The organism is Streptomyces pallidus (ex Mingjun et al. 2026), assembly GCF_051550185.1.
Classification (GTDB): domain Bacteria; phylum Actinomycetota; class Actinomycetes; order Streptomycetales; family Streptomycetaceae; genus Streptomyces.
This window is the reverse complement of the sequence record NZ_CP196181.1, coordinates 4740001-4760418: the sequence shown is the minus strand read 5'-3', so window position 1 is coordinate 4760418 and position 20418 is coordinate 4740001. Positions and strand designations below refer to the sequence as shown.

The window sequence follows — 20418 nt, the reverse complement described above, 5'->3', positions numbered from 1 at the left end:
CGCACGGCCCCGCAACGCCGCCGGGGCCGGACACCGACTGCGGTGTCCGGCCCCGGCGGGGGTGCTCCTCGCGGAGGCTACTTCTTGCGGCGGCGGCCGCCGGCGGCCTTCTGCGCCTTGCGGCGCTCGGCGCGGGTCATCCCGTCGCCCTCCTCCGACTCGAAGTCGCCCTCGACCACGCCGCCCTCGCCGTCCACGGTCGGCGCGGAGAAGTGCAGCCGGTCCGGGCGCTGCGGGGCGTCGAGGCCCTTGGCGCGGATCTCCGGGCGCGGGCCGGGCGCGACCGCCGGGGCGGCCTCCTGCACCGGGACCTCCTCGACCTGCTGCTCGACCTGGACCTCCAGGTTGAACAGGTAGCCGACGGACTCCTCCTTGATGCCCTCCATCATGGCGTTGAACATGTCGAAGCCCTCGCGCTGGTACTCGACCAGCGGGTCCTTCTGGGCCATCGCGCGCAGGCCGATGCCCTCCTGGAGGTAGTCCATCTCGTAGAGGTGCTCGCGCCACTTGCGGTCCAGCACCGACAGCACCACGCGCCGCTCCAGCTCGCGCATGATGTCGGAGCCGAGGGCCTTCTCGCGGGCCTCGTACTGCTCGTGGATGTCGTCCTTGACCGACTCCGCGATGAACTCGGAGGTGATGCCGGCGCGGTCGCCCGCCGCGTCCTCCAGCTCCTCGACCGTGACCTTGATCGGGTAGAGCTGCTTGAACGCGCCCCACAGCCGGTCCAGGTCCCACTCCTCGGCGAAGCCCTCGACGGTCTCGGCCGCGATGTACGCGTCGATGGTGTCGTCCATGAAGTAGCGCACCTGCTCGTGCAGGTCCTCGCCCTCCAGGACGCGGCGGCGCTCGCCGTAGATGACCTCGCGCTGGCTGTTGAGGACCTCGTCGTACTTCAGGACGTTCTTGCGCGTCTCGAAGTTCTGGGTCTCGACCTGCGACTGGGCCGACGCGATCGCGCGGGTCACCATCTTGTTCTCGATCGGGACGTCGTCCGGCACGTTCGCCATCGACATCACGCGCTCGACCATCTGCGCCTTGAACAGGCGCATCAGGTCGTCACCCAGCGACAGGTAGAAGCGGGACTCGCCCGGGTCGCCCTGACGGCCGGAGCGGCCGCGCAGCTGGTTGTCGATGCGGCGCGACTCGTGCCGCTCGGTACCCAGCACGTACAGCCCGCCGAGCGCCTTGACCTCTTCGAACTCGGCCTTCACGGCGGCCTCGGCACGCTGGAGCGCGGCGGGCAGGGCGTGCGCCCACTCCTCGATGTGCTCCTCCGGGTCCAGGCCCTGCTGGCGCAGCTCGGCCTCGGCGAGGTCGTCGGGGTTGCCGCCGAGCTTGATGTCGGTACCGCGGCCCGCCATGTTCGTGGCGACCGTCACGGCACCGCGACGGCCCGCCTGGGCGACGATGACGGCCTCGCGCTCGTGGTGCTTGGCGTTGAGGACCTCGTGCGGGATGCCGCGCTTGGACAGCTGGCGCGAGAGGTACTCGGACTTCTCGACCGAGGTGGTGCCGACGAGGATCGGCTGGCCCTTCTCGTGCTTCTCCGCGATGTCGTCGACGACGGCGGCGAACTTGGCGACCTCGGTGCGGTAGATCAGGTCGGCCTGGTCCTTGCGCTGCATGGGCCGGTTCGTCGGGATCGGGACGACGCCCAGCTTGTAGATCTGGTGGAACTCGGCGGCCTCGGTCATGGCCGTACCGGTCATGCCGGAGAGCTTGGTGTACAGGCGGAAGAAGTTCTGCAGGGTGATCGTGGCGAGGGTCTGGTTCTCGTCCTTGATGTCCACCCCTTCCTTCGCCTCGATCGCCTGGTGCATGCCCTCGTTGTAGCGGCGGCCGGCGAGGATACGGCCGGTGTGCTCGTCGACGATCATGACCTCGCCGTCGATGACGACGTAGTCCTTGTCCTTCTTGAACAGTTCCTTCGCCTTGATGGCGTTGTTCAGGTAGCCGACGAGGGGCGTGTTGACCGACTCGTAGAGGTTGTCGATGCCGAGCCAGTCCTCGACCTTGGAGACGCCGGCCTCGTGGATGGCGACGGTGCGCTTCTTCTCGTCGACCTCGTAGTCGCCGGTCTCCTCGATGCCCTTGAGCGGGTTGCCCGGCTCGCCCTTGGTCAGGCGGGTGACCAGCTTGGCGAAGTCCCCGTACCACTTGGTGGCCTGGTCGGCCGGACCGGAGATGATCAGCGGGGTGCGGGCCTCGTCGATCAGGATGGAGTCGACCTCGTCGACCACGGCGAAGTTGTGGCCGCGCTGCACCAGCTCGTCCTGCGACCACGCCATGTTGTCGCGCAGGTAGTCGAAGCCGAACTCGTTGTTCGTGCCGTACGTGATGTCGCAGCCGTACTGCTCGCGGCGCTGCGCCGGCGTCATGTTCGCCAGGATGCAGCCGACGGACAGGCCCAGGAACTTGTGGACGCGGCCCATCATCTCGGAGTCGCGCTCGGCCAGGTAGTCGTTGACCGTGATCAGGTGCACGCCGTCGCCGGACAGCGCGTTCAGGTACGCGGGCAGCGTGCCGACGAGGGTCTTGCCCTCACCGGTCTTCATCTCCGCCACGTAGCCCAGGTGCAGGGCGGCGCCGCCCATCAGCTGGACGTCGTAGTGCCGCTGGCCCAGGACGCGCTTGGCCGCTTCGCGGACGGTGGCGAAGGCCTCCGGCAGCAGGTCGTCGAGGCTCTCGCCGTCCTGGTACCGCTGCTTGTACTCGTCCGTGAGCGCCCGCAACTCGGCGTCGGAGAGGTTGACGAAGTCCTCTTCGATGGAGTTGACCTGGTCCGCGATGCGGTGCAGTTTGCGCAGGATCTTGCCTTCGCCTGCACGCATGAGCTTGTTGAAGACGGACACCGAGGTTTGTCTCCTTGCCGGTCGGGCCTGGCACTGGTTCGTACGCGGGCACGGAGGGTGGGCCCCACCGCACCGGCCATCGTAAGCGAGGACACGGTCGCGTCGGGAGGTCCGCCATGGCCGCGGGGCGGCATGCGCCCGGAATGAGAACGTACGGGGGGCGGCGAAGGTGCCGCCCTGCGCGAAAACTGGTCGTCCGGCCCGGGCCCGGCCAGCAGAATTCGGTCATGGAACCCACCGCCCTGGTCACCGAACGGCTGATACTCCGCCCCCACCGCCCCGAGGACGTGGACGAGGTGCTGGCCGCGTGCCAGGACCCGGAGATCCAGCGCTGGATCCCGGTGCCCGTGCCCTACCGGCGCACCGACGCGGAGACCTACGTCCTGCGGACCGTGCCCGGCGGCTGGCGGGACGACACCGAGTACAACTTCGCGGTACGGCTCGCCGGGCCGGACGGAGCCGAGGGCGCCCTGGTCGCCAGCACGGCCGTGGTCCCCCGCGGCAGCCACGCGCACGAGATCGGCTTCTGGGCCGCCCCCGGCCTGCGCGGCCGCGGCCACACCACCGAGGCGGTGCGGGCGGTGGCCCGCTGGGCCTTCACCGAGGCGGGCTGCGTCCGGCTGATCTGGCGGGCCGGGGTCGGCAACACCGCCTCCAGGGCCGTCGCCGAGAAGGCCGGCTTCACCTTCGAGGGCGTGCAGCGCGCCGGCATGGAGCACCGCGGCACCCTGCGCGACTGCTGGGTGGGCGCCCTGCTCCCCTCCGACGTGGGCCTGGAGTCGCGACTGCCGTACCTCCCGGCACCGGACCGCGGACCCGGTGTCAGTGCCGGGGCCTAGGCTGCGGCGCATGACCACCGCCACCGCCGCCGTGTCCCTGTCCGCCGACGAAGCGCGCCGGATCGCCCTGCGCGCCCAGGGGTTCCTCGGGGCTCCCGACCGGAAGAAGGGGGCGGCGCGCAGCGCCTCGGACAAGGGCGGTGGCGGGCGACGGGTGGGCGGCGTGCGCGGGGTGCTGCGCCACCTGGGCGCCGTACAGCTGGACACGATCTCCGTCCTGGCCCGGTCGCACGAGCTGATCCCGTACGCGCGCCTGGGCGCGGTGGGCCGCGAGGCGGTCGAGCGGGCGTACTGGTCCGACGGTCACGCCTTCGAGTACTGGTCGCACGCGGCGTGCATCCTGCCGATCGAGGAGTGGCCGCACTTCGCCTTCCGGCGCCGGGCCCGGCGGGAGCACGGCTACCGGTGGCACCGGATGAAGGACCGCGAGGGATCCTGCGCGCTGGTCCTGGACCGGCTGCGGGCCGAGGGCCCGCTCACCTCCACCGAGCTGGGCGGCGCCAAGAACGGCGGCCCGTGGTGGGACTGGTCCGAGACCAAGATCGCGGTGGAGTGGCTGCTCGACACCGGGGACGTGGTCTGCACCGAGCGGCGCGGCTGGAAGCGGGTCTACGACCTGGCCGAGCGGGCGGTCCCGCAGGAACTGCTGCACGACGAGCTGGACGACACCGAGTGCCTGCGCCGTCTGGTCGGGCTGGCCGGGAGGTCGCTGGGGGTGGGCACCCGCGCCGACCTCGCCGACTACCACCGGATCAAGGGCGAGCAGTTCGACGCGGTGATCGCCGACTCCGGCCTGGTGCCGGTGGAGGTCGAGGGCTGGGCCAAGCCCGCCTGGGCCGATCCGGAGGCGCTGGCCGCTCCCCCGCGCGGCCGGCACCGCACGACCCTGCTCTCCCCCTTCGACTCCCTGGTATGGGACCGACCCCGGACCGAGCGGATCTTCGGCTTCAGCCACAAGCTGGAGGCGTACGTGCCCAAGCCCCAGCGCGTGCACGGCTACTTCGCGATGCCGCTGCTGACGGGCGGCCGGCTCCGCGGGCGGGTGGACCCGGCCCGCGAGGGCCGCACCCTGGTCGCCCGGCAGCTGTCGCTGACCTCGCCGCAGGCGGCCCCCGCGATGGCCGCGGCCCTGCGCGAGGCCGCGGAGTGGGTCGGCTGCGACGACGTGCGAGTGGAGCGCGCGCAGACCCCGCAGGAAGCGGCGGCGGTCACCGCGGAGCTCTCCGCCCTCTGAGCGGACCCGCACGGAATTCCGGCCGGGGCCGGAGCGCGGCGGAACTCCGTTCCGCGGCCCTAACGGATCTCGAGGATCTTCTCGCGCATCGCGTAGACGACGGCCTCCATCCTGGAGTGCAGTTGGAGCTTCTCCAGGATGTTGCGGACGTGGTTCTTCACCGTGTTCTCGGAAATGAACAGTTCCTTGGCGATGTCCCGGTTGTTCATCCCGGTCGCGACGAGCTTGAGCACTTCCACCTCGCGGTCGGTGAGCCGGGGCGCGGGCACCAGCCGGCGCTCGTCCGTCCGCTGGATCATGGATTTGAACTCGGTGAGGAGTTTCGACGCCATCGAGGGGCTGATCTGCGACTGCCCGTCGGCCACCGCCCGGATCGCGGTGGCCACCTCGTCGGTGGAGATCTCTTTCAACAGGTATCCGGTGGCACCCGCCTTGATCGCGTCGTAGAGGTCCGCCTCCTCATCGCTGATCGTCAGCATGATGATCTTCGCGGAGGGGGCCACCTCCTTGATCGACGTACACGCCTCGATCCCGCCGCGCCGGGGCATCCGCACGTCCATCAGCACGATGTCCGGCAGCAGGTCCGCCGCCTTGTCCACCGCCTCCGCGCCGTCCCCGGCCTCGCCCACGACCTGGATGTCCTCCTCCTGCGCGAGGACGATCTCCAGCCCGCGCCGGAACAGGGCGTGGTCGTCGACGACGAGCACCCGGATCGGCTCCCCGCCGTCCTCGCCCCCGTCCTCGCCCCCGTGCACCGGCCCGAAACCGTCCGCCATCGTTCCTCCCCCTGCACGCGCCGAGCTGCCGGCCAACCCGGCGGACGCACCCGCCGGTTGACTGCCCGCCATGATTCCATGCCCGCGCCGTCCGCCGGGGGTCTCCGCGCAGGCGCCTGGCGCATATCCGGTCACAGGGATGCCCCTGCCGGACCCGTCGCGTCCGGCAGGGGCACCGCACGGAAACCCGACGCGGCGTCAGCCGCCCAGCGCTCCGCCAGCGCCTCCGGGACCGGGCTCGTCCGTGCTGGAGGCCTGGTCGGAGTTGAGGTGGATCACGCCGTAGTCGTAGCCGTGACGCCGGTAGACGACGCTCGGCATCTTCGTCTCGGAATCGACGAACAGATAGAAGTCGTGGCCGACCAGCTCCATCTCGTACAGGGCCTGGTCGAGCGACATGGGGGACGCCGAGTGCGTCTTCTCGCGGACGATGAGCGGGCCTTCGCCCTGTACCTCCAGCGACCCGATCCGGGTCGTGGGAATCGCGTCCGCGTCCTCGTCGGACACCGGCATGCCGTGCCCGTTCAGCGTCGCGGCGTCCGGCACCGCGTCGGCGACCTCGGCCGCCGAAAGCCTGCCGCTGCCGCGGCGGCTGGCGCGCTTGTCGTGCTGCCTGCGCAGCCGGGCCTCGAGCTTCTCGTGCGCCAGATCCAGCGCCGCGTACGGGTCCGCCGCTGCGGCCTCGGCTCGGATCACCGGCCCGCGCGAACGCAGCGTGATCTCGACTCGGTCGGAACGGTCGGCCTGCCGCGGGTTGTGCTCCTTGGACACCTCGACATCCATGCTGATGACCTTGCCGTCATACTTCTGGATCTTGTCCACGTTGAGCTTCTCCGCAACGTGCTTGCGGAACCGCTCGGGCACCTCGGTCTTGCGGCCCTTGACGACGATGTCCACGCAGAACTCCGTTCCCGGATAGCCCCGCCTCCAGCGAGGCGAAGCGTCTCCCTTTCGCACCAGGCTCCGGTGTTCACCGGAGCCTCGGACTTGGCGACTTTCACCTCCTCCTCCCCCATCGGCAAGATCTACACCCCACCGACTTCGGAGTCGAGAGACAGTCTCTGACACGAAGATTCAGCTACTGCGAAACGTGCGATCCGATGCGAGCCCCAGGGTCGCCAGTTCCTTACAACCGAACATATCTCTCCATGCCGGTTGTCGGCACCCGCTACCGGAACGTACCTCCGATCAGGTGTTCAGTCCCTCTCGTTACCTGCAACGATGCGCCTTCCCCATCGGTTCCAAATCTATTCACAGGAATGTTGCTCTGTCCGGGTAGACGACTGGATTCGTACGAAAGAACCGGAGGGCGCGGCCACCACCGCCGCTCCCGCCACCGGCCCCGCCGCGGCCGCCGCCAGGGCCCGCGCCGCCTCCGCCAGCGTGGCCCCGGTCGTGATCACATCGTCCACCAGCACGATCCGGGCCCCGGCCACCGTCCGCACCCCACCCGGGCCCACCCCGAGCGCCCCCGAGAGGTTCTCCCGCCGCTCCCGCGCCCCCAGACCCGCCTGGTCGGCCACCGGACGCACCTGACGCACCACGGACGCCACCCGTGCGGCGACACCGGCCCGCCGCAGCCGGGCCGCGGCCGCCAGCGCGATCCTGCGCACCGGATCGTGCCCGCGCGCCCGCACCTGCCGCCGCGCCGAAGGCACGGGCACCAGGACGACCTCGGGCCCCGCCGCGCCGCCCCCGACCCCGGCCGGGACCGGGCCCCCGGCCGCGACCGCGGGGACCGCGGCGACCGCCGCCGCCAGGGCCGCCCCGAGCGGTCCGGCCAGCGCCAGCGCCCCGCGTTCCTTGTGCGCGAGCAGGACCGCCCGTACCGCGCCCTCGTACACCGCGGCCCCGTACACCGGCGGCAGACCCCGCAGCCGCCCCGAGGGCCGCACCGGGCCCGCCGCGACCCCGTCCAGCGCCCGCCGGCAGCCCGCGCACAGCACCGTACGGGCCGCCCCGCAGCCGGCGCAGGCCCCCGGCAGCACCAGCCCGACGAGCTCCTGCCACCACCCCCGCATCCCCTTACCGTGCCCGGCCGGACCGGAATCCCGCCACGGCTGTGGACGAGGCCTGTGGACAGCGGGAAACCCCGGATCGGCCGAAGCCCGGCCGGGGTCGCGCCCGTCGTCGGTCCGCCGTCGCCGGCGTACGGGCCGTGGCCGGGCCCGGGGTCGGTCAGCCCGGGTACACCGGGGTCCGGCCGCCCGCCGCCACCGTGCGCCACTGCGCCCCCGGCGGCAGCCACACGATGCCGTCCTCGTCCGAGGCGGCCACGACCGGCTTGCGCTCGTCCTCCGTCGCCGCGACCGCGACCAGCCCGGCCGCCCCGGGCAGGCTCGCCGCGACCATCGACCCGTCCGCCAGCATGTACCGGGCCTGCACGACCCCGCCGCTCTCCCGGCCCACCACCAGCAGCCGGCCCCGCGGCGCCCAGCTGAGCGCCGTCACGTCCGCCATCTGCGGCGCGGCCGGGCGCAGCTCGCGCACCGACACCGCCCCCGGCTGGTCGGCCCGGCCGCCCCCGGGCCGCTCGATCCGCCCGACGTAGAGGCGCTTGCGGTTGTCCTTCTGCACCAGCAGCGCGATCCGCACCCCGTCCGGGGACGCCTTCAGCGCGGTGATCCGGCCGCCGTCGAGCCCCGCCACGTCGATCTTCTGCGCTGCGGTGGCGCCCGCGGGCACCCGGTACAGCGCCGCGTTCTGCGGGTCCTGGTCCGCGACCCACAGGTCGCCCGCCGCGTCCCAGCTCGGCGTGGACAGCCCGTTCGGCTTGGCGCCCTTGCCGCTCAGCACCGGCTGCGGCATCGGACCGGCCGTCGTCAGGCTCACCAGGTACAGCCCGTGCCCGTCCTCCGAGACCACCGCCGCACGCTTCTCGTCGTAGCTCACGGCCGCCGAACCGACCTTGAAGGCGGGGGCGCCGGGCGGGTTCAGCGGACCCGGCACCGGCTCCGCCCGGTACTGCTGGTCCTCGCTGTTCACGTCGAGCTTCATCCGCACGAGCCGCGAGTCGGCGTCGACGTAGTACTGGTGGTCGGGGCTCGGCACCCGGTGCGCGATGCCCGCCGCGCCCGCCTCGGTCACCGAGCACAGCGAGGAGCGGTCCGGGCGGAGCAGCTCGACCCGGTCCAGCCGGGACGCCGTCAGGTCCTTGACCGTGAACAGCAGTTGAGTGGCCATCTTCTGGCACTGCGGCTGCGCGACGTCGTTGACCTTGTCGTTGAGCGGCACGCGCAGCGTGTTCTGGCCGTCGTACGTCAGGGACTTGGTGCCCTCCCGCAGCTCCGTACCGGTCGGGAAGCTCGAAGTGGCCACCGGTCCCAGCCACTTGGACGGGCCGGCCAGCAGCGACTGCACGGTCTGCGTCGTGGGGTCCATCCGCGAGTCGGGGTCGTTGCGCTGGCGCACGTACACCGGGTCGGCGACGAGCGCGCCGCCCGCGAAGTAGTACTTGTTGACCGGCATGTAGATGCGCTGGAAGTCGGACTCGCTGAGCACCAGGCTCTTCGGCGGCGTCGCGATCCGCCACTGCTTGTTCTCCTGCACCAGCTGCAGGAACTCCTCGTAGCGGCCACCGGTCGTGTCCGGCTGGTACGCGCTGTGCTCGTCCACCGTCGCGAGCATCTTGCCGGTCGTCTTGAAGCGGGGCCCCGCCGGGTCCTTCTCGCCCTGGACGGAGAACCGGTCGATGCCCCCGGAGAGGACGGTGACGGCAGCGCCGGGCTTCCAGTTCTTCGCCGCCTCCTCGGTGAGGTACTTGCGGGCGGTCTGCAACTGCGGATCGTCGCTGGTCATGGCCTCCAGGAAGCCGTCGACGATGTCCGTCGGGCTGGCCTTGTCGGCCGGCGGCACGCCGAACACCCGCACCTGCGAGTCCACGCCCTGCGAGGCCCGCACCTCCCGGATCTCGCCGCTGTCGGGCATCGAGGCGCAGCCGGCCAGCAGCAGCGCACCCGCGCCGGCGGCGCAGCCCGCGGCGGCCCGGGCCCGCGCCCGGGCACCCGCGCGTGCCGCCGCCCCGCGGCCGTCCCTGGCTGCGCGTACGGGCTCAGCGTCCACCTGCTCCATCCTCCTGTGCTGCCTGGTCGGCCGGCCGGGCCACCACACGGGACCCGTTCCCCGGCAGGGCGGTCGGGTCCGCTGGCACCGGTACCGCGCCGGCGACCGCGGAGCGCGGCGGGATCGCCGCGAGGTCGGGCCGGACCGGGGCCTGCGCCCGGTTGCCGCCGGGGCCCTGCGGCCCGGAGCCCCCCGGGCCCGCGCCGGAGCCGGGCTGCGACCCGCCGCCGGCGGTGCCGGAGGCGGCGGCCGCGGCGTCGGCTGCGGCCTTGGCCCGGTTGGCCCGCGAGTCCTCGGGCTCCAGCGGGATCGGGGAGCCCCGCAGCGGCTCGTCGGCGGTCCGCGGCAGGGTCAGCCGGAACTGGGAGCCGCCGCCGGGCTCGCCCCAGGCCTGGAGCCAGCCGCCGTGCAGTCGGGCGTCCTCGACGGCGATGGACAGGCCCAGGCCGGTGCCGCCGGTGGTGCGGGCCCGCGCGGGGTCCGCCCGCCAGAAGCGGTTGAAGACCCGGGTGGCCTCGCCGGGCTTGAGGCCGACGCCGTAGTCGCGCACGGCGATGGCGACGGCCCCGCCCGCGGACGCGAGCCGGACCACCACGTCGCGGCCCTCGCCGTGCTCCACGGCGTTGACGACGAGGTTGCGCAGCACCCGCTCCACGCGCCGGGCGTCGGCCTCGGCGATCACCGGCTGGGTGTCGCCGAGGACCCGGATCCGGGTGCCCTTGTGCTCGGCGAGCGGCTCGGCGCCCTCCACGACCCGGCGGACCACGTCTCGCAGGTCGATGGGCTCGGCCTCCAGCGCCGCCGCGCCCGCGTCGAACCGGCTGATCTCCAGCAGGTCCGCCAGCAGCGACTCGAAGCGGTCCAGCTGGCCGGCGAGCAGCTCCGCGGAGCGGGCGGTCACCGGGTCGAAGTCGACCCGGGCGTCGTGGATGACGTCGGCGGCCATGCGGACGGTCGTCAGCGGCGTGCGCAGCTCGTGCGACACGTCGGAGACGAACCGGCGCTGCATCCGCGACAGGTCCTCCAGCTGCTGGATCTTGACCTGGAGGCTCTGCGCCATCTTGTTGAAGGCCTCGCCGAGGCGTGCGATGTCGTCCTCGCCGGTGACCTTCATCCGTTCCTGGAGCCGCCCGGCCGACAGCCGCTCGGCGATGCCCGCGGCCATCCGCACCGGGGTCACGATCTGCCGTACGACCAGCCAGGCGATGGCGCTGAGCAGCACCACGACGAACAGGCCGGCGGTGGCGATCGTCGACTTGACCAGGTTGAGGGACTCCTCCTCCTGCGTCAGCGGGAAGAGGTAGTACAGGTCGTACGGGTCGCCGTTGATGTCGGTGAGCCGCTTGCCGACGACCAGAGCCGGCTCGGGCGACTTGCCGCCCGCCCCGTCCGTGTACTTGATCTGCGAGAACGTCTTGAACGTGCCGGTGGCGTGGTTGACGGCCTTGCGCAGCTGCGGCGGGATGCTCGCGGTCGGGTCGACGTTGCCGGAGGCACGGGCCCCCTTGACGCCCGACGCGCCCGACCCGCCCGGCTGCGTGCCGGTGCCCGCGGCCGCACCGGTCGTCCCGGCGCCGGTCCCCGAGCCACTGCCCGTGCCGGCCCCGAGGGCGACCACCTCGAACGCGGTCTGGCCACCGCTGGCGAGCTGTTTGACCAGCGAGTTCATCCAGGTACTGGCGTCCCGGCCCACCTTGTTGTCGGTGGCGTCGGGCCCGTCCACGGTCGCGGGCGTGTTGGCCTTCTCCTGCGCGACGGCGAACCCGCCGGCGGCCTGGCTCTGCGCGGCCTCCTCCTTGGCGTCGAGGAGGCCCTTGCTGACCTGCGCGATCACGACGAAGCCAAGCGCCAGCACCACGGCCAGCGACATCAGCATCGTCGCGGCGACGACCCTCAGCTGGATGTTGCGCCGCCACAGCCGGACAGCCGGCAGCAGCGGCCGCCGCACCAGTCGTACGAACAACCGCAGCACAGGCCCGCCGGGCGCCCCGTCCTGGAGCAGCCGGCCGGCCCGCAGGGCCCCCCAGCGGGAGCCGCCCCGCGGCCTGCCGGGCTTCACGTCAGCTCGGTCCTGCCTTGTAGCCGACACCGCGCACCGTCACGACGATCTCAGGGCGCTCCGGGTCCTTCTCGACCTTGGAGCGCAGCCGCTGCACGTGCACGTTGACCAGGCGGGTGTCCGCGGCGTGCCGGTAGCCCCACACCTGCTCCAGCAGCACCTCACGGGTGAAGACCTGCCAGGGCTTGCGGGCGAGCGCGACCAGCAGGTCGAACTCCAGCGGGGTCAGCGCGATGGAGGAGCCGTCCCGCTTGACCGAGTGCCCCGCCACGTCGATGACCAGGTCACCGATGGTGAGCTGCTCGGGGGCGGGCTCCTCCGACCGGCGCAGGCGCGCCCGGATGCGGGCGACCAGCTCCTTCGGCTTGAACGGCTTGACGATGTAGTCGTCGGCGCCGGACTCCAGGCCCACGACGACGTCCACGGTGTCGCTCTTCGCGGTGAGCATCACGATCGGCACGCCGGACTCGGCCCGGATCAGCCGGCACACCTCTATGCCGTCCCGTCCGGGCAGCATGAGGTCCAGCAGCACCAAGTCCGGCTTCGCCTCACGGAAGGCAGCCAGTGCCTTGTCACCGTCCGCTACGAACGACGGCTCGAAACCTTCTCCACGCAACACGATGCCGAGCATCTCGGCCAGTGCGGTGTCGTCGTCGACGACAAGGACGCGTCCCTTCATGCTTGACATCATCCCATTAGCCAATCGTTACCCGGCGGTGAGCTGTCCCACAGCCAAAAGGGCTGGAAATCGACCCTCGAACCTGCGTGGGGAGGGCACCGACCAGTCTGCCCCGGAGCAGGGCGACAATTGAAGGCGGACCGGCGCGGACCGGGGGGACGGCCGGTCCGCACACCGTTCCCACGTGGCACGATGGCAGCCGACCAGCGCCCCCGCCCCACCAGGTGCACGTGAAGGAGCGACGATGAACGACTTTCCGGGCCGGGCCGTGCCCGGACCCTCTCCGTCCGACGGCGAGCGGCCTGGTGCACCCGACGGTCAGCAGCAGGGCGAGGGCCCGCAGGACGGCGACACCGCCGCCAGGCCGCCCGCCGGCGGCCAGAAGTGGTCCGCCGAGCAGCCGCCGCCCGGCGAGTGGCAGAGCCCCGGCGCACCCCAGCCGGCCCGACCCGCCGACCCGACCCCGGCCCAGGCCCCGCAGCAGCCCGCCCCGGGCCCGCGCAGCTGGGCCTCCTCCGCAGGCCCCGCCGGCGGCCCGCAGGCCCCGCACGGCGGCGCGCAGGCCCCGTACGGCACCCAGTACGGCCGGCCCGGCGGTCCCGGCTACTGGGGCAAGCCCCCGGCCGCCAAGCCGGGCACCATCCCGCTGCGCCCCCTCGACATGGGCGAGATCCTCGACGGCGCCGTCGCCACCATGCGCGGCCAGTGGCGCTCGGTCCTGTCGATCTCCCTCGTCGTGGCGACGATCGTGCAGGTCGTCGACCTCGTCCTGAAGAAGTACGCACTGGCCGACCTGCCCACCCCGGACCCCGACGCCGGGCCGGCCGCCCTCCTCGACGCCATGGGCGCCAGCCTGCTGTCCAGCAGCGCCAGCCTGTTCGTCCAGTTCATCGGCGGCATCCTCGCCACCGCCCTGCTCACGATGGTCTTCAGCCGGGCCGTCCTCGGCCGCAGCTCCACCGTCGCCGAGGCCTGGCGCGACGCCCGCCCCCGGCTGCCGCACCTGGTCGGACTGACCCTGCTGCTGGGCGTGGCCGCGGCCGTCCTCGTCACCGTGCTGCTCCTGCCCGCCCTCCTCGCCCGCAGCTTCGGCCTCGCCCTGCTCGGCGTCACGGCCGCGATCCCGCTGCTGCTCTGGCTGGGGATCAAGTTCAGCCTGGCCTCGCCCGCACTGATGCTGGAGAAGAGCAGCATCCCCACCGCCCTGCGCCGCTCCTCCAAGCTCGTCCACGGCTCCTGGTGGCGCATCTTCGGCATCACCGCCCTCACCGCGCTGATCACCGGCTTCGTCTCCGCCGTGATCATCTACCCCCTGGCCTTCGTGGGCGCCGCCCTCTCCGGCAGCGGGTTCAGCGGCTTCGAGGACGGCACCCTCCTCGACGACTGGACCTTCCTCGTCGTCCTCGGCATCGCCTCGGTGATCGCCCAGACGATCACCCTGCCCATGCAGTCCGGCGTCACCGTCCTGCTCTACGTCGACCAGCGCATCCGCCGCGAGGCCCTCGACCTGGAGCTCGCCCGGGCCGCCGGCCTGGAGAACTACGGCACGGACGCCACGGCCACGGTCCCGCCCACCGGGGGCTGACCCGGCGATGACGGGGAGGGGGGACCTCATCACACGCACCGCGGCGCTCGTACGGGGAGAACCGACGCCGCCGGTGACGACACCGCGCGAACCCGCCCGCGAGGCGGCCGAACGCGAGCTGTCCAAGCAGCTCTACCACCAGGACGACCCCGGGCTGCTCCGGCGCGCCCTGGACCGCTTCTGGGAGTGGCTCGGCGGCCTCTTCGACCAGGCCGGGAGCGCCACCCCGGGCGGCACCCTCGGCCTGGTCGCCATCGCCGTCCTCGCCGCCCTCGTCCTCGCCGCCCTGTGGTGGCGGCTCGGCGCCCCGCGCCGCACCGCCGCCCAGGGGACCGCCCTCTTCGACGACGGGCCGGCCACCGCGGACGACCACCGCACCGCCGCCGACGCCCACGCCGCCGCAGGCCGCTGGAACGACGCCGTCCGCGAACGCATGCGCGCCGTCGTCCGCTCCCTGGAGGAGCGCACCCTCCTCGACCCGCGCCCCGGCCGCACCGCCGACGAGGCCGCCGCCGAGGCCGCCCGGACCCTCCCCGGCCACGCCGCGGACCTGCGCGCCGCCGCCCGCACCTTCGACGACGTCACCTACGGCGGCCGCACCGCCGACGCCGACACCTACGCCCGCCTGCGCGCCCTCGACCTCACCCTGGCCCGCACGAAGCCGCTCCTGACGGGACCCCCGGCATGACCGCCCCCACCCCGACCCCGGCGGCGGGCGGCCCGGCCCCCGAACCCGCCACGGGCACCCCCGGAACCCCCGGCACGGCCGGCACCCCGGGCGCCGCCCCCGGCGCTCACGCGCCCCGGCCCACCACCGCCGCCGCCGGCAGCACTCCCGCCGAAGTGTGGCGCCGCGCCCGCGGATTCCTCATCGCCCTGGCCGTCCTCCTCACCGCCGCCGTCACCCTCGCCGCGCTCTCCTCCGGCACCCACCACGGCCGCCTCGACCCCCGCTCCCCCGCCCCCGAAGGCGCCCGCGCCGTCGCCGAACTCCTGCGCGCCCGCGGCGTCACCACCCGCGTCGTCACCACCGCCGACGAGGCCGTCGAAGCCGCCGGCCCCGGCACCACCCTCCTGGTCACCGACCCCGACCTGCTCGGGGACCGGCAACTGCGCAGCATCCGCTCCGCCATCGACCTCTCCGGCGGCCGCACCGTCCTCCTCGCCCCCGGCGACCCCGCCCTGGCCGACCTGGCCCCCGCCGTCCACACCGCCGGCAAGGCCCACGAGCGCACCCTCGCCCCCGGCTGCGCCCTGCCCGCCGCCACCGGCGCCGGCCCGGCCGACACCGGCGACGGCCGCCGCTACGACACCACCGCGCCCGGCGCCACGGGCTGCTACCCCAGCGGCGGCCACCCCACCGTCCTCCTCCTCCCCACCAGCGCCACCGGCAGCGACACCGTCGTCCTCGGCTCCGCGCACGTCCTGCTCAACGAGGACCTGGCCCGCGAGGGCAACGCCTCCCTCGCCCTCCAACTCCTCGGCACCCGCGCCGACCTGGTCTGGTACCTGCCCTCCCTGGCCGAGCTCGGGGAGGGCGACACCGAGGAGAAGTCCTTCCTCTCGCTGGTCCCGGCCGGCTGGCACTGGGCCCTGCTCCAGCTCTTCCTCGCCGCCGCCCTCGCCGCCCTCTGGCGCGCCCGCCGCCTCGGCCCGCTCGTCACCGAGCGGCTGCCCGTCGCCGTCCGCGCTTCCGAGGCCACCGAGGGCCGCGCCCGCCTCTACCGCAAGACCGACGCCCGCGACCGCGCCGCCTCCGTGCTGCGCGCCGCCACCCGCGAACGCCTCGCCGCGCTGGTCGGCGTACCGTCCGCCCACACCCACGACCCCGCGGTCCTCGTCCCCGCCGTCGCCGCCCGCCTCACGGACCCCGGCCGGGACCTGACCGTCCTCCTCTTCGGCACCGCACCCGCCGACGACGCGGCCCTCGTCGCGCTCGCCGACCACCTCGACGCCCTCGAAAGAGAGGTCCGCACCTCATGACGGCCACCACGGACAGCGCCCGCTCCTCGCTGGAAGCGATCCGCACGGAGATCGGGAAGGCCGTCGTCGGCCAGGACTCGGCCGTCACCGGTCTCGTCGTGGCCCTGCTGTGCCGCGGCCACGTCCTCCTCGAAGGCGTTCCCGGCGTCGCCAAGACCCTCCTGGTGCGGGCCCTGGCCGCCTCCCTCGACCTCGACACCAGGCGCGTCCAGTTCACCCCGGACCTGATGCCCAGCGACGTCACCGGCTCGCTCGTCTACGACGCCCGCACCGCCGAGTTCTCGTTCCAGAACGGCCCGGTCTTCACGAACCTCCTGCTCGCCGACGAGATCAACCGCACCCCGCCGAAGACCCAGTCCGCGCTCCTGGAGGCCATGGAGGAGCGCCAGGTCACCGTCGACGGCACCCCGCGCCGCCTGCCCGAACCCTTCCTGGTCGCGGCCACCATGAACCCGGTCGAGTACGAGGGCACGTACCCCCTCCCGGAAGCCCAGCTGGACCGCTTCCTGCTCAAGCTGAACGTCCCCCTGCCCTCCCGCGAGGACGAGATCGGGGTCCTGACCCGGCACGCCGCCGGCTTCGACCCGCGCGACCTGGCCGCCGCCGGCCTCCGCGCGGTCGCCGGCGCCGCCGAGCTGGAAGCGGCCCGCGACGCGGTCGCCGCCGTCGCCGTCTCCCCCGAGATCGCCGGGTACGTCGTCGACCTCTGCCGTGCCACCCGCGAGTCGCCCTCCCTCACCCTCGGTGTCTCCCCGCGCGGCGCGACCGCCCTGCTGGCCGCCTCCCGCGCCTGGGCCTGGCTCACCGGCCGCGACTACGTCACCCCCGACGACGTCAAGGCCCTGGCACTGCCGACGCTGCGCCACCGCGTCCAGTTGCGCCCGGAGGCCGAGATGGAGGGTGTGACCGCCGACGCGGTCCTGACCGCGATCCTGTCCCACGTCCCCGTTCCCCGCTGATGGCCGCCCTCACCGGCCGCGCCGCCCTGCTGGCGGCCCTCGGCAGCATCCCGGTCGGCGTCCTCGAACCGAGCTGGACGGGCATCCTCGCGGTCAACGCCCCCCTCGCCGTGGCCTGCGCGGTCGACTACGCCCTCGCGGCCCCGGTCCGCCGCCTGGTCCTGGCCCGCTCCGGCGACACCTCGGTCCGCCTCGGCGACCCGGCGGAGGTCCACCTCACCGTCACCAACCCCGGTACGCGCCCCCTGCGCGCCCGCATCCGCGACGCCTGGCCGCCCAGCAGCTGGCTCCCGGGCACGGAACAGCAGGCGTCCCGGCACACCGTGCGGATCCCGCCCGGCGAACGCCGCCGGCTGACCACCCGCCTGCTGCCGACCCGCCGCGGCGACCGGCGGGCGGACCGCGTCACGGTCCGCTCGTACGGCCCGCTCGGCCTACTGGCCCGGCAGGGCACCCACACCGTCCCCTGGACGGTCCGGGTCCTGCCGCCCTTCACCAGCCGCAAGCACCTTCCGTCCCGGCTGGCCCGGCTGCGCGAGATGGACGGCCGTACGAGCCTGCTGACCCGCGGCGAGGGCACCGAGTTCGACAGCCTCCGCGACTACGTCCCGGGGGACGACACCCGCTCCATCGACTGGCGGGCCACCGCCCGCCAGGACAAGGTCGCCGTCCGCACCTGGCGCCCGGAGCGGGACCGGCACATCCTGATCTGCCTCGACACCGGCCGTACCTCGGCCGGCCGCGTCGGCGACGCCCCCCGCCTGGACTCCGCCATGGACGCGGCCCTGCTGCTCGCCGCCCTCGCTTCCAAGGCCGGGGACCGCGTGGACCTGCTGGCCCACGACCGCCGTCCGCGCGCCCGGGTCCAGGGCCGCTCGGCCGGCGAGATCCTCCCGGCCTTCGTCAACGCCATGGCCCCCCTGGAGCCGGAGCTCGTCGAGACCGACGCCCGCACCCTCGTCTCCACCGTCCTGCGCAACGCCCCGCGCCGCTCCCTGGTGGTCCTCCTGACGAGCCTGGACGCCGCCCCGGTGGAAGAGGGCCTGCTGCCGCTCCTCCCCCGCCTCACGCAGCGCCACACGGTCCTGCTGGCCTCGGTCGCCGATCCGCAGATCGCGGAGATGGCCCGGTCCCGCGGCACCCTGGACGCGGTCTACGACGCCGCGGCCGCCGCCCAGACCCGGGCCCAGCGCCGCCGCACCGCCGACCAGCTGTCCCGCCACGGCGTCCACGTCGTCGACGCCACCCCGGACACCCTGGCCCCGGCCCTGGCCGACGCCTACCTGTCCCTGAAGGCCGCCGGCCGCCTGTGACCGGCCTGCGGGTCGGCTTCAGCGGTTGAGGTCGAACACGACCACACCGCGGTCTTCGTATGCCTTCGGCTCGAAGGTGGCAACGAGTGAGTCCGCACCCCATTCCGGCAGGTTCCGCGCCGCATGGATCGCAGCCGCGATCCCGGCCGATACCCCTTCCTGCCCGAGCCGCGCCACGGTCAGCCCGGCGGGATAGTCGAAGTCGACGGTGTGGAGCACGTCAAGCTGGCCGACATGCTCGGTGAGCCCCGGCATCTCCTTCTCCGCCTCCCAAAGGGACAGGACAGGCACCCATAAACGAGCCGCCGGCTCAAAGCGTGCCCGGTGGATCAGTACCGATACCTGGCGATTGCCAGCCAGGGCGAGCAACGCCCCAGTGTCCAGGACAAGATGGTGGTCGATCACGCGGCATCGGCCCGCAGCTGCGCAAACGCCTCCCGCAGCTTGCGCCCCATGGCTGCGCTCTCCTCGTCGGTCACCTCGACACCGAAATGCTTCGCGAGGTAGGCACGAGTCTGTTCCGCCCGTTCCCGCCTCTCCTCGTCGGTCAGCATGCTTTCGGCGAACTCCTGAACCAGGGCTCGAATGGACGTACCGCGGGACTCGGCGATGACCGCTAGGCGATCGCGCACCTCAGCCGGCACTCGGATCATGGCGTCGGACATGGCCCGAGTCTACAGCGGCGTCTACACGCACGTCCCGTGAACGCAGAAAAGCCCCGCACCGAGCCCTTGACGGGCTGGTGCGGGGCTTCCCGCAATGATTGTTCGGCGGCGTCCTACTCTCCCACAGGGTCCCCCCTGCAGTACCATCGGCGCTGAAAGGCTTAGCTTCCGGGTTCGGAATGTAACCGGGCGTTTCCCTAACGCTATGACCACCGAAACACTATGAAGTTGAACTCAAGCCGGCATGGCGAGTTCGTTGCTTCAGAACTAACACAGTGGACGCGAGCAACTGAGGACAAGCCCTCGGCCTATTAGTACCAGTCAGCTCCACCCGTTACCGGGCTTCCACATCTGGCCTATCAACCCAGTCGTCTACTGGGAGCCTTACCCTCTCAAGGAGGTGGGAATACTCATCTTGAAGCAGGCTTCCCGCTTAGATGCTTTCAGCGGTTATCCCTCCCGAACGTAGCCAACCAGCCATGCCCTTGGCAGGACAACTGGCACACCAGAGGTTCGTCCGTCCCGGTCCTCTCGTACTAGGGACAGCCCTTCTCAATATTCCTACGCGCACAGCGGATAGGGACCGAACTGTCTCACGACGTTCTAAACCCAGCTCGCGTACCGCTTTAATGGGCGAACAGCCCAACCCTTGGGACCGACTCCAGCCCCAGGATGCGACGAGCCGACATCGAGGTGCCAAACCATCCCGTCGATATGGACTCTTGGGGAAGATCAGCCTGTTATCCCCGGGGTACCTTTTATCCGTTGAGCGACGGCGCTTCCACAAGCCACCGCCGGATCACTAGTCCCGACTTTCGTCCCTGCTCGACCCGTCGGTCTCACAGTCAAGCTCCCTTGTGCACTTACACTCAACACCTGATTGCCAACCAGGCTGAGGGAACCTTTGGGCGCCTCCGTTACCCTTTGGGAGGCAACCGCCCCAGTTAAACTACCCATCAGACACTGTCCCTGATCCGGATCACGGACCGAGGTTAGACATCCAGCACGACCAGAGTGGTATTTCAACGGCGACTCCACAACCACTGGCGTGGCTGCTTCAAAGTCTCCCACCTATCCTACACAAGCCGAACCGAACACCAATATCAAACTGTAGTAAAGGTCCCGGGGTCTTTCCGTCCTGCTGCGCGAAACGAGCATCTTTACTCGTAGTGCAATTTCACCGGGCCTATGGTTGAGACAGTCGAGAAGTCGTTACGCCATTCGTGCAGGTCGGAACTTACCCGACAAGGAATTTCGCTACCTTAGGATGGTTATAGTTACCACCGCCGTTTACTGGCGCTTAAGTTCTCAGCTTCGCAACCCCGAAAGGTCACTAACCGGTCCCCTTAACGTTCCAGCACCGGGCAGGCGTCAGTCCGTATACATCGCCTTACGGCTTCGCACGGACC

The 20418-nt window shown here is 72.2% G+C and carries 16 protein-coding genes and 2 rRNA genes (1 of these 18 only partly in view); 7 read left to right on the top strand and 11 right to left on the bottom strand.

Annotated elements, in window-relative coordinates; translation table 11 throughout:
- Positions 1-77: 77 nt before the first annotated feature.
- Positions 78-2855 (bottom strand): preprotein translocase subunit SecA, encoded by a 2778-nt coding sequence (gene secA / locus ACSHWO_RS21015; protein ID WP_361084799.1) that lies wholly within the window; start codon positions 2853-2855, stop codon positions 78-80.
- Between the two features lie 227 nt (positions 2856-3082).
- Here secA and ACSHWO_RS21010 point away from each other — a divergent pair, with 227 nt between their 5' ends.
- Both ACSHWO_RS21010 and ACSHWO_RS21005 read left to right on the top strand, forming a co-directional pair.
- Positions 3083-3694 (top strand): GNAT family N-acetyltransferase, encoded by a 612-nt coding sequence (locus ACSHWO_RS21010; protein WP_438313764.1) that lies wholly within the window; start codon positions 3083-3085, stop codon positions 3692-3694.
- A gap of 10 nt (positions 3695-3704) precedes the next feature.
- A complete protein-coding gene (locus ACSHWO_RS21005; protein WP_361084804.1) occupies positions 3705-4928 on the top strand; it encodes a winged helix-turn-helix domain-containing protein in 1224 nt (407 codons plus the stop codon).
- A 59-nt stretch (positions 4929-4987) separates the two neighbouring features.
- On the opposite strand, the gene ACSHWO_RS21000 is transcribed toward ACSHWO_RS21005, so the two are convergent.
- The 6 genes from ACSHWO_RS21000 to mtrA all read right to left on the bottom strand — a co-directional run bounded on the left by ACSHWO_RS21000 (position 4988) and on the right by mtrA (position 12516).
- Positions 4988-5704, bottom strand: coding sequence for a response regulator (locus tag ACSHWO_RS21000; protein WP_385848559.1), 717 nt, complete (start codon positions 5702-5704; stop codon positions 4988-4990).
- Between the two features lie 198 nt (positions 5705-5902).
- Positions 5903-6601, bottom strand: a complete 699-nt coding sequence (gene hpf, locus ACSHWO_RS20995; protein ID WP_385848558.1) for a ribosome hibernation-promoting factor, HPF/YfiA family — start codon at positions 6599-6601, stop codon at positions 5903-5905.
- A 350-nt stretch (positions 6602-6951) separates the two neighbouring features.
- Positions 6952-7725, bottom strand: coding sequence for a ComF family protein (locus tag ACSHWO_RS20990; protein WP_438313759.1), 774 nt, complete (start codon positions 7723-7725; stop codon positions 6952-6954).
- Positions 7726-7882: 157 nt separating this feature from the next.
- Positions 7883-9766 carry an LpqB family beta-propeller domain-containing protein gene (locus ACSHWO_RS20985; RefSeq protein WP_438313756.1) on the bottom strand — a complete coding sequence of 628 codons (1884 nt, stop codon included), beginning with the start codon at positions 9764-9766 and terminating at the stop codon, positions 7883-7885.
- On the bottom strand, positions 9756-11825 hold the full coding sequence (mtrB, locus tag ACSHWO_RS20980) for an MtrAB system histidine kinase MtrB (RefSeq protein ID WP_385848555.1): 2070 nt from the start codon (positions 11823-11825) through the stop codon (positions 9756-9758). Before mtrB ends, ACSHWO_RS20985 begins: the two co-directional genes overlap by 11 nt.
- Before the next feature lies 1 nt (position 11826).
- Positions 11827-12516, bottom strand: a complete 690-nt coding sequence (gene mtrA / locus ACSHWO_RS20975; protein ID WP_199549338.1) for a two-component system response regulator MtrA — start codon at positions 12514-12516, stop codon at positions 11827-11829.
- A 232-nt stretch (positions 12517-12748) separates the two neighbouring features.
- Here mtrA and ACSHWO_RS20970 point away from each other — a divergent pair, with 232 nt between their 5' ends.
- The 5 genes from ACSHWO_RS20970 to ACSHWO_RS20950 are packed head-to-tail and all read left to right on the top strand — an operon-like array spanning position 12749 to position 18344.
- Complete coding sequence (locus tag ACSHWO_RS20970) at positions 12749-14089, top strand: glycerophosphoryl diester phosphodiesterase membrane domain-containing protein (protein ID WP_438313751.1); 1341 nt, start codon at positions 12749-12751, stop codon at positions 14087-14089.
- Positions 14090-14096: 7 nt separating this feature from the next.
- The gene (locus tag ACSHWO_RS20965; RefSeq protein ID WP_438313748.1) at positions 14097-14777 is read left to right on the top strand and encodes a DUF4129 domain-containing protein; all 681 of its coding nucleotides are present in this window, start codon (positions 14097-14099) and stop codon (positions 14775-14777) included.
- A complete protein-coding gene (locus ACSHWO_RS20960; protein ID WP_438313745.1) occupies positions 14774-16072 on the top strand; it encodes a DUF4350 domain-containing protein in 1299 nt (432 codons plus the stop codon). Before ACSHWO_RS20965 ends, ACSHWO_RS20960 begins: the two co-directional genes overlap by 4 nt.
- Positions 16069-17031 carry an AAA family ATPase gene (locus ACSHWO_RS20955; protein WP_361084829.1) on the top strand — a complete coding sequence of 321 codons (963 nt, stop codon included), beginning with the start codon at positions 16069-16071 and terminating at the stop codon, positions 17029-17031. The genes ACSHWO_RS20960 and ACSHWO_RS20955 overlap by 4 nt, the downstream gene beginning before the upstream one ends.
- The gene (locus ACSHWO_RS20950; RefSeq protein WP_438313742.1) at positions 17031-18344 is read left to right on the top strand and encodes a DUF58 domain-containing protein; all 1314 of its coding nucleotides are present in this window, start codon (positions 17031-17033) and stop codon (positions 18342-18344) included. The genes ACSHWO_RS20955 and ACSHWO_RS20950 overlap by 1 nt, the downstream gene beginning before the upstream one ends.
- Positions 18345-18362: 18 nt before the next feature.
- Here ACSHWO_RS20950 and ACSHWO_RS20945 read toward each other — a convergent pair whose 3' ends face one another.
- The 4 genes from ACSHWO_RS20945 to ACSHWO_RS20930 all read right to left on the bottom strand — a co-directional run.
- Positions 18363-18749 carry a hypothetical protein gene (locus ACSHWO_RS20945; protein WP_385848549.1) on the bottom strand — a complete coding sequence of 129 codons (387 nt, stop codon included), beginning with the start codon at positions 18747-18749 and terminating at the stop codon, positions 18363-18365.
- Positions 18746-19009 (bottom strand): hypothetical protein, encoded by a 264-nt coding sequence (locus tag ACSHWO_RS20940; protein ID WP_404242407.1) that lies wholly within the window; start codon positions 19007-19009, stop codon positions 18746-18748. Before ACSHWO_RS20940 ends, ACSHWO_RS20945 begins: the two co-directional genes overlap by 4 nt.
- Positions 19010-19109: 100 nt before the next feature.
- Positions 19110-19226 (bottom strand): 5S ribosomal RNA (gene rrf / locus ACSHWO_RS20935).
- Between the two features lie 74 nt (positions 19227-19300).
- Positions 19301-20418: ribosomal RNA gene (locus ACSHWO_RS20930) — 23S ribosomal RNA — on the bottom strand (it continues 1998 nt past the right edge of the window).

What these genes read in the sequence shown, in the direction of transcription:
- ACSHWO_RS21010 (WP_438313764.1), top strand. Translation starts at nt 3,083, where the DNA reads ATGGAACCCACCGCCCTGGTCACCGAACGGCTGATACTCCGCCCCCAC.
- ACSHWO_RS21005 (WP_361084804.1), top strand. Translation starts at nt 3,705, where the DNA reads ATGACCACCGCCACCGCCGCCGTGTCCCTGTCCGCCGACGAAGCGCGC.
- ACSHWO_RS21000 (WP_385848559.1), bottom strand. Translation starts at nt 5,704, where the DNA reads ATGGCGGACGGTTTCGGGCCGGTGCACGGGGGCGAGGACGGGGGCGAG.
- ACSHWO_RS20990 (WP_438313759.1), bottom strand. Translation starts at nt 7,725, where the DNA reads ATGCGGGGGTGGTGGCAGGAGCTCGTCGGGCTGGTGCTGCCGGGGGCC.
- mtrA (WP_199549338.1), bottom strand. Translation starts at nt 12,516, where the DNA reads ATGATGTCAAGCATGAAGGGACGCGTCCTTGTCGTCGACGACGACACC.
- ACSHWO_RS20970 (WP_438313751.1), top strand. Translation starts at nt 12,749, where the DNA reads ATGAACGACTTTCCGGGCCGGGCCGTGCCCGGACCCTCTCCGTCCGAC.
- ACSHWO_RS20965 (WP_438313748.1), top strand. Translation starts at nt 14,097, where the DNA reads ATGACGGGGAGGGGGGACCTCATCACACGCACCGCGGCGCTCGTACGG.
- ACSHWO_RS20960 (WP_438313745.1), top strand. Translation starts at nt 14,774, where the DNA reads ATGACCGCCCCCACCCCGACCCCGGCGGCGGGCGGCCCGGCCCCCGAA.
- ACSHWO_RS20955 (WP_361084829.1), top strand. Translation starts at nt 16,069, where the DNA reads ATGACGGCCACCACGGACAGCGCCCGCTCCTCGCTGGAAGCGATCCGC.
- ACSHWO_RS20950 (WP_438313742.1), top strand. Translation starts at nt 17,031, where the DNA reads ATGGCCGCCCTCACCGGCCGCGCCGCCCTGCTGGCGGCCCTCGGCAGC.
- ACSHWO_RS20940 (WP_404242407.1), bottom strand. Translation starts at nt 19,009, where the DNA reads ATGTCCGACGCCATGATCCGAGTGCCGGCTGAGGTGCGCGATCGCCTA.